Annotated in this window: 3 protein-coding genes; all 3 read right to left on the reverse strand. The window is 60.5% G+C overall.

From position 1 onward, the window contains the following. The coding region (locus PZBJ_RS02515; RefSeq protein WP_101761040.1) for an Ig-like domain-containing protein at positions 1-2,857 on the reverse strand (2,857 nt) is incomplete at its 3' end. 320 nt (positions 2,858-3,177) lie between these two features. Then, entirely contained in the window at positions 3,178-6,135 is a 2,958-nt protein-coding gene (locus PZBJ_RS02520; RefSeq protein ID WP_101761041.1) for an Ig-like domain-containing protein, read from the reverse strand. Positions 6,136-6,167: 32 nt separating this feature from the next. Continuing rightward, positions 6,168-7,926: Ig-like domain-containing protein (locus PZBJ_RS24100; RefSeq protein ID WP_240632862.1), on the reverse strand; the 1,759-nt coding region annotated here is incomplete at its 5' end.

Genomic DNA, 7,926 nt, shown 5'->3' on the forward strand with positions numbered 1-7,926 from the left:
CAAAGTCGTCCCAGGCGCTGTCAATGGTTGGCTTCAGGTCCAGCGCCGGATCGATGGTCAGCTTAAAGCTGCTCCAGCCGCTCTGGCCGGCCTTCTGTACCTCAAAGGTCCAGCTGCCTTTTGCCAGCGTATTTGGCGTCCACGACCAGTTGCCGTCTGCATCCACGCTCGCGCTGTCGAGGGTGTAGCCACCGTTACCGAGCTTGTAGCGCAGGGTGATAACGCTGTTGGCCGGGCCGGTACCGCGCAGGGTCGGCGTGGTGTCGTCGGTGGACGCGCCGCTGCTCAGGCTGCCGGTTACCGGGCCCGCGTTGTCCAGCGCGCTGTCGATGGTGGGGTAGCGATCGAGGTCCGGATCGATGGTCAGCTTAAAGCTGCTCCAGCCGCTCTGGCCGGCCTTCTGCACCTCAAAGGTCCAGCTGCCTTTTGCCAGTGTATTCGGCGTCCACGACCAGTTACCTGCGTTGTCCACGCTCACCGTGGTGGAGGCGTAGCTGCCGCCGTCCATTTTATAGCGCAGGGTGATAACGCTGCTGGCCGGGCCGGTGCCGCGCAGGGTTGGCGTGGTGTCATCGGTGGATGCGCCGCTGCTCAGGCTGCCGGTCACCGGGCCCACGTTGTCCAGCGCGCTGTCGATGCTGGCGTTGCGATCGGCATTGGGATCGATGGTGAGCGTAAAGCTGCTCCAGTCCATCTGACCGGTCTTCTTCACCTCGAAGGTCCAGCTGCCGCTGGCCAGCTCCGGCGGCGTCCACGACCAGTTGCCGCCTGCATCTGCTTTTATGCTGGCGCTGTCATAGCGGCCGTCGCCCAGGGTGTAGCGCAGGATCACCAGGCTGTTGGCTTCGGCGCGACCGTGCAGCGCTGGCGTGCTGTCGTCGGTCCTGCCGCCGCTGCCGAGGTTGCCGGTCACGGGACCGAAGTCATCCACCGCGTAATCGATGACGGGCGCAAAGCCGCCGTCGCTTTCAGAAACAATGATCAGATCGAAACTGTCGTTCCAGTGCGTCTGCCCCAGAGATTTGACGTCGAACGACCACTGGCCGGCGGCCAGCCCGGTGCCCGGCGTCCAGCTCCAGCGGCCGGTGCTGTCGGCGTCAACGGTGACGGAGGCAGCAGCACCGCCCGCCAGCGTATAGCGGATCACCACCTGGCTGTTGGCTTCCGCCCGGCCCTGGAAGGTGGGCGTGGCGTCGTCGGTGATGGCGCCGCTTTCCAGCAGGCCGGTGGCATCGCCGAAGTCGTCGATAACCGTTTCAAAGCGGGTGCGCAGGGCAATATCGGACGGGCTGACGATCTCCAGCTCAAACAGCGCCGAGGCGACGTCGCCGGTGCTGGCCTGGAATTCATAGCGGCCGGCCGGCAGGTTGCTGCCCGGCGTCCAGCTCCAGGTGTCGCCGCTGAGGGTGGCGGTGGCGCTGCCGGCCCAGGTCGGGCTGCCGGCGAGGCGGTAATAGACGATAACGGTGTCAGCGGCGGAGACCTCGCCGCGCAGGGTTGGCGTGGCGTCGTCGGTGAGCGCGCCGTTGCCGAGCGCCCCGGTGAAGCTGCCCGCGTCGTCAAACGCATCGGTAATGGTAACCGTGACGTTGTCGCCGGCAATCACGATGTCAAACGCCGCCGAAGGCGCGCCGGCGCGCAGCTGCTTACCAAAGGTCTCTTCGGCCATCAGGCGCAGGCTGTTAATGCCGTCTTGCAGGTCCTGCGCCGGCTCCATCACCCACTTGCCGGTGACCTTGTCCGCCACCGCGCTGCCGATTTTTTCATTTTTGTCGTTGAGCAGGTAAACGGTGCTGCCTTTCTGCGCAATACCGGTCAGCGTCGGGCGTTTGTCGTCGGTGGCCTTGCCGGCGTCAAAGCTGCCGGTCACGGCGCCCTGGTCGTCGTAGAGGTTAATCAGCTCCGGCGCGTCCGGCGCGGTGGTATCCACAATCATGGTGCCGAGCGTCGGCGGGTTGCGGTTGCCGGCGTTGTCAAAGTGGCGGATGGAGAAGCTGTACTCGCCGTCGGCGTAGGGCGTCGGCGCTTCCCAGCGGTAAAAGCCTTCATCGTTTACCGGGACGCGGAAGGTGTCGGTGCCGATGACCAGCTCAATAAAGCCGCCGGGCTCCAGCTTCTCTTTGTTACCAAACACCAGTTTGCCGTCGGCGCTTTCAAAGTAGAGGGTTTTGCTGCGGGCCAGCGGTTCGGTGGCGGCCGGTGCGGCCTCGCTGATCGGCGCGGCGGCGTCACCGGTGTGTTCAACCTGCGCGCTGCCGTTGCCGGTAATGATGTTGAACGGCGCAGACGGCGTGCCGGCGCGCAGCTGTTTACCAAAGGTCTCTTCGGCCATCAGGCGCAGGCTGTTGCTGCCGTCTTTTAAGTCCTGCGCCGGCTCCATTACCCACTTGCCGGTGACCTTGTCCGCCACCGCGCTGCCGATTTTTTCATTTTTGTCGTTGAGCAGGTAAACGGTGCTGCCTTTCTGCGCGATGCCGGTCAGCGTCGGGCGTTTGTCGTCGGTGGCCTTGCCGGCGTCGAAGCTGCCGGTTTTGTCGCCCTGGTCGTCGTAGAGGTTCAGCAGTTCAGGGGCGGCGGGCGCGCTGGTGTCAACAATCACGGTGCCGAGCGTCGGCGGGTTGCGGTTGCCGGCGTTATCAAAGTGGCGGATTGAGAAGCTGTAGTGGCCGTCGGCGTAGGCGGAAGGCGCTTCCCAGCGGTAAAAGCCTTTGTCGTCTACGGGGACGCGGAAGGTGTCGGTGCCGATGACCAGCTCAATAAAGCCACCGGGCTCCAGCTTCTCATTGTTACCAAACACCAGCTTGCCGTCGGCGCTTTCAAAGTAAAGGGTCTGGCTGCGTGCAAATAAATCAATCATAAGGATCGTCCATAATGTGTTGTCAATGTAAGTGCGGCGCGGTTTACACGACATCGCACAGCGGCGGGAATGGTAGAGCAGCGTGTTACGGACTCGTATCAAGAACCGTCTGCAAAGGAGGAAAACTCCTGGTGGATCGGAGAGAGAAAAGGGGGAAGGGCCGGGCGGGCGGATACGGCCAGATGAGTTAACCGCAGCTGCAGAGGCTGGCCGTGTAATGCCCGCCGGGGCACGGTGCCGGCACGTTCTGAGTGGCTAAACAGCAAAAAAAGCCACCGAACTTCGGTGGCTTTCCAGACAGATTTAGAAGGATCTAACCGTTAAATCAGCTCGGTTTTCACCCCCTGCTGCACCAGCAGTTCCGCGTCGTCGCCGTGGCTGTACACTTCGTACTCCACGCCCGCAACCGTCACGGTTCCCTGCTGATGCTGCCATTCGCTGATATCGCTGCCTTCCGGCAGAATATCTTTCAGCTGCACCACGTCGCCAGCATCGCCGTTAACCATCAGCTGAGTTTTACCGTCTTCGATAAACAGATCTTTTTCGCCGTAATGCAGCAGCGCATCAAGATCGATTTTCAGCGTATTATCCCCGCTGCCGCGAATATCGAAGATCTCCACCGACTGAATCTCTGCTTTATGCTGAGATAAATCGAGCAGCTGATCTTTGCCGGTTAATTGCAGGGTATCCACCTGCGTTTCACTGCCGATGATGGCGTGCTCGGTTAATGCGTCGACGCCGTCAAGGAAGTGGACGAGGTTTTCTACTTTATCCGCTAAATTTTCGAATGTTTTAGGGCTATATTCAATAGATAAATTATCTATATAAACATTTCTAGAGTTATGCCCAAATTCAAATTTAAGAAAATATATTTCAGGCTGTATAGATTTATCTTCAATATAATCTTGCACATTCAGCGAAAAAACTTCCCCAGCTTTCATACGAATGGTAAATTCCTGTGGGTCACGCGAACCTTTAAATAATTGAAGGTAAAATTTAAATCTCATTTCTGTCTCTCCTGCGTACCAAATGTCACATTTGAAATTTTCATACGGAGGATCTATTGGGCCATAGTGCCCTATGACGGCTTGAGTATAATCTCCTATAATAAAGGCTTTATCTCCAAGAATGTCAGGCGCATTGTCTGGCGTGTCAACAACATGAGTGTATTTTTCTTCTCCAACAAGATTGAAGAAATTGAAATAAAAGTTATCTTCAAACCAATATTGATGAGAAGGTTCAACATCACCCGCATTATATCTCTCAAAATCAATTATTGAACTTTTAACAGGGCCTCTATCCAAATTCAATTCGAATGTTTGACCCCAGCTTTCCGCGCCAGAATTTTTTACCTGGAAATCCCAGTCCCCCTTCGCCAGCGCCTTTTCCGGCGTCCAGCTCCAGTTACCATCCGCACTCGCCTGCACGCTGAAGATTTTCTCACCCGCCGCATGCTGTGCACGGATCATCACCACGCTGTTTGCCAGCGCGGTGCCGCGCAGGGTCGGCGTCTGGTCATCGGTGGTATCACCGCTGGCGAGGCTGCCGGTTTCAGCACCAAAATTGTCAAACGCATCGGTGATGACAGGCGCGCCAGGCGCTGCCGCGACGTATTCCACTACGAATTTGTCGCTCCACGCGCTGTAATGATCGCCAGTCTGCGCGCGGGCCTGGAAGTTCCACGTATTGCTGCTACTCAGCGCCGGTGAGGTCCAATCCCAGGTGCCGTCGGTTTTCACCACGGTGCTGCCCACGCTCGCCCACTGCATACCCGAGAGGCATCTCTCGATATGGATGATGGTGCCGGCCACGCCACGTCCGCGCAGGGTTGGCGTGCTGTCGTCGGTGGTATCACCGTTCTGCAGGCTGCCGGTGACCGCGCCAAAATTGTCCCAGGCATCGTCGATGATGGGCTGCATATCCAGCGTCGGATCGATGGTCAGCTGGAAGCTGCTCCAGTCGCTCTGGCCAGCTTTCTGCACCTCAAAGGTCCAGCTGCCTTTCGCCAGCGCGGACGACGTCCACGTCCATTTGCCGCTGCCGTCCACGTTTACGGTGGTGGAGGCGTAGCTGTCGTTACCGAGCTTATAGCGCAGTGTGATGACGCTGTTAGCCGGGCCGCTGCCACGCAGGGTTGGCGTGGTGTCATCGGTGGTGGCGCCGCTCGCAAGGCTGCCGGTCACCGGACCCGCGTTGTCGAGCGCGCTGTCGATGGTGGCGTCACGGTCCGCGTTGGAATCAATGGTCAGCTCATAACTGTTCCATTTGTAATCCCCCTGTTTTTTCACCTCAAAGGTCCACAGGCCGTCAATGAGCTCTGGCGCAGTCCATGTCCAGTTACCGCTGGCGTCAACTTTGATGGTGTCCTCATACATGGTGGCCAGGCAGAAATAGCGCAGCAATATCGTGCTGTTCGCCGCGCCGGTGCCGCGCAGGGTCGGCGTACTGTCATCGGTGGTGCCGCCATTGGCGATAAGGCCGGTGGTGGGACCGAAGTCATCCCATGCGCTTTCAATGATCGGCTTGCGGTCGGCGGTAGGTTCGATAGTGAGCTGGAAGCTTTTCCAGTCGCTCTGACCGGCCCTCTGCACCTCAAAAGTCCAGCTGCCCTTCGCCAGCGCATCCGGCGTCCAGCTCCAGTTGCCGTTGGCATCGACGCTGACGCTGGTCGTAGTGTAGGTGCCGCTGCCGAGCTTATAACGTAAGGAGATCAGGCTGTTGGCCGGGCCGGTACCGGAAAGGGTTGGGGTGGCGTCATCGGTGATACCACCTCGCGCGATCATGCCTTTCACATCACCAAAATTATCATAGGCGTAGTCAATAGTCGCATTGCGATCCACGGTTGGATCAATGGTCAGTGTGAAGCTGCTCCAGTCGTTCTGGCTGGCTTTCTGCACCTCAAAGGTCCAGTTGCCCTTCGCCAGCGTTTTCGGCGTCCATGACCAGTTGCCGTCTGCATCCACGCTCGCGCTGTCGAGGGTGTAGCCACCGTTGCCGAGCTTGTAGCGCAAGGTGATAACGCTGTTGGCCGGGCCGGTACCGTGCAGGGTTGGCGTGGTGTCATCGGTGGTCGCGCCGCTGCTCAGGCTGCCGGTCACCGGACCGACGTTGTCGAACGCGCTGTCGATGCTGGCGTTGTGGTCCGCGTTGGCATCAATGGTCAGCTCGTAGCGGCTCGCGCTTTCCTGGCCAGTCTTCTTCACCTCAAAGGTCCAGTGTCCCTCCTCCAGCTCTGGCGCGGTCCACGTCCAGTTACCGCTGGCATCCACTTTAATCATGATGCCGGCGCTGCGGTCGCCGTTGCTGTACTTCAGCGTGATGCTGCTGTTGGCCGGGCCGGGCCGGTGCCGCGCAGCGTCGGGGTGCTGTCGTCGGTGATCCCGCCGTTGGCAATGGTGCCGGTCACGGCGCCAAAATCATCCCAGGCGCTGGTGATCACGGCATCGTGGTCCACGGTCGGGTCGATGGTCAGCGTGAAGCTGCTCCAGCCGTTCTGGCCGGCCTTCTGCACCTCAAAGGTCCAGCTGCCGCTGGCCAGCGTATCCGGCGTCCACGTCCACTTGCCGTTGCCGTCCACGTTTACTGTGGTGCTGGCGTAGCTGCCGCTGTCGAGCTTATAGCGCAGGGTGATGACGCTGTTGGCCACGCCGGTGCCGCGCAGGGTCGGCGTGCTGTCGTCGGTGGTGTCGCCGCTGCGCAGCGTGTCGGTCACCGGGCCCTCGTTATCCAGCGCGCTGTCGATGGTTGGGTAGCGATCGAGATCCGGGTCGATGGTCAGCGTGAAGCTGCTCCAGTCGTTCTGCCCGGCCTTCTGCACCTCAAAGGTCCAGCTGCCTTCTGCCAGCGTATCCGGCGTCCACGACCAGGTGCCGTTTACGTCCACGCTCACCGTGGTGGAGGCGTAGCTGCCGCCGTCCATTTTATAGCGCAGCGTAATAGTGCTGTTGGCCGGGCCGCTGCCACGCAGGGTCGGCGTGGTGTCGTCGGTGCTGCCGCCGCTGCTCAGGCTGCCGGTCACCGGACCGACGTTGTCGAACGCGCTGTCGATGGTGGCGTTGCGATCCAGGTTTGGATCGATGGTCAGCGTGAAGCTGCTCCAGTCGCTCTGGCCGGCCTTCTGCACCTCAAAGGTCCAGCTGCCTTCTGCCAGCGTATCCGGCGTCCACGACCAGTTGCCGTTGCCGTCCACGCTCACCGTGGTGGAGGCGTAGCTGCCGCTGCCGAGCTTGTAGCGCAGCGTAATGGTGCTGCTGGCCGGGCCGCTGCCGTGCAGGGTTGGGGTGGTGTCATCGGTGGACGCGCCGCTGCTCAGGCTGCCGGTCACCGGGCCCGCGTTATCCAGCGCGCTGTCGATGGTCGGGTAGCGATCAAGGTCCGGATCGATGGTCAGCGTGAAGCTGCTCCAGTCGCTCTGCCCGGCTTTCTGCACCTCAAAGGTCCAGCTGCCTTTTGTCAGCGTATCCGGCGTCCACGACCAGTTGCCTGCGTTGTCCACGCTCACCGTGGTGGAGGCGTAGTTACCGCCGTCCATTTTATAGCGCAGGGTGATGGTGCCGTTGGCCGGGCCGGTGCCGCGCAGGGTTGGGGTGGTGTCATCGGTGGACGCGCCGCTGCTCAGGCTGCCGGTCACCGGGCCCGCGTTATCCAGCGCGCTGTCGATGGTCGGGTAGCGATCTAGGTCCGGATCGATGGTCAACTGGAAGCTGTTCCAGCCGTTCTGGCCGGCGTTCTGCACCTCAAAGGTCCAGCTACCCTTCGCCAGCGTATCCGGCGTCCATGACCAGTCACCATTTGCATCAACGTTTACCGTGGTAGAGGCGTAGCTGCCGCTGCCCAGCTTGTAGCGCAGCGTAATGGTGCTGTTGGCCGGGCCGGTGCCGCGCAGGGTTGGCGTGCTGTCGTCGGTGGACGCGCCGCTGCTCAGGCTGCCGGTTACCGGGCCGACGTCGTCCAGCGCATCGGTAATCACCGGTCCGGCGGCAGCAACGTACTTCAGAATAAATTTCCCGGTCCAGCCGCTGATAACGTCGCCGTTTTGCGCCTTCGCGTGAAACTCCCAGGTGCCGTTT

The sequence above is a fragment of the Pantoea endophytica genome, assembly GCF_002858935.1.
Lineage (GTDB): Bacteria > Pseudomonadota > Gammaproteobacteria > Enterobacterales > Enterobacteriaceae > Pantoea > Pantoea leporis.

Coding starts and splice junctions, on each gene's coding strand:
- PZBJ_RS02520 (WP_101761041.1), bottom strand. CDS start 6,135: ATGATTAAAGTGGATGCCAGCGGTAACTGGACGTGGACCGCGCCAGAG.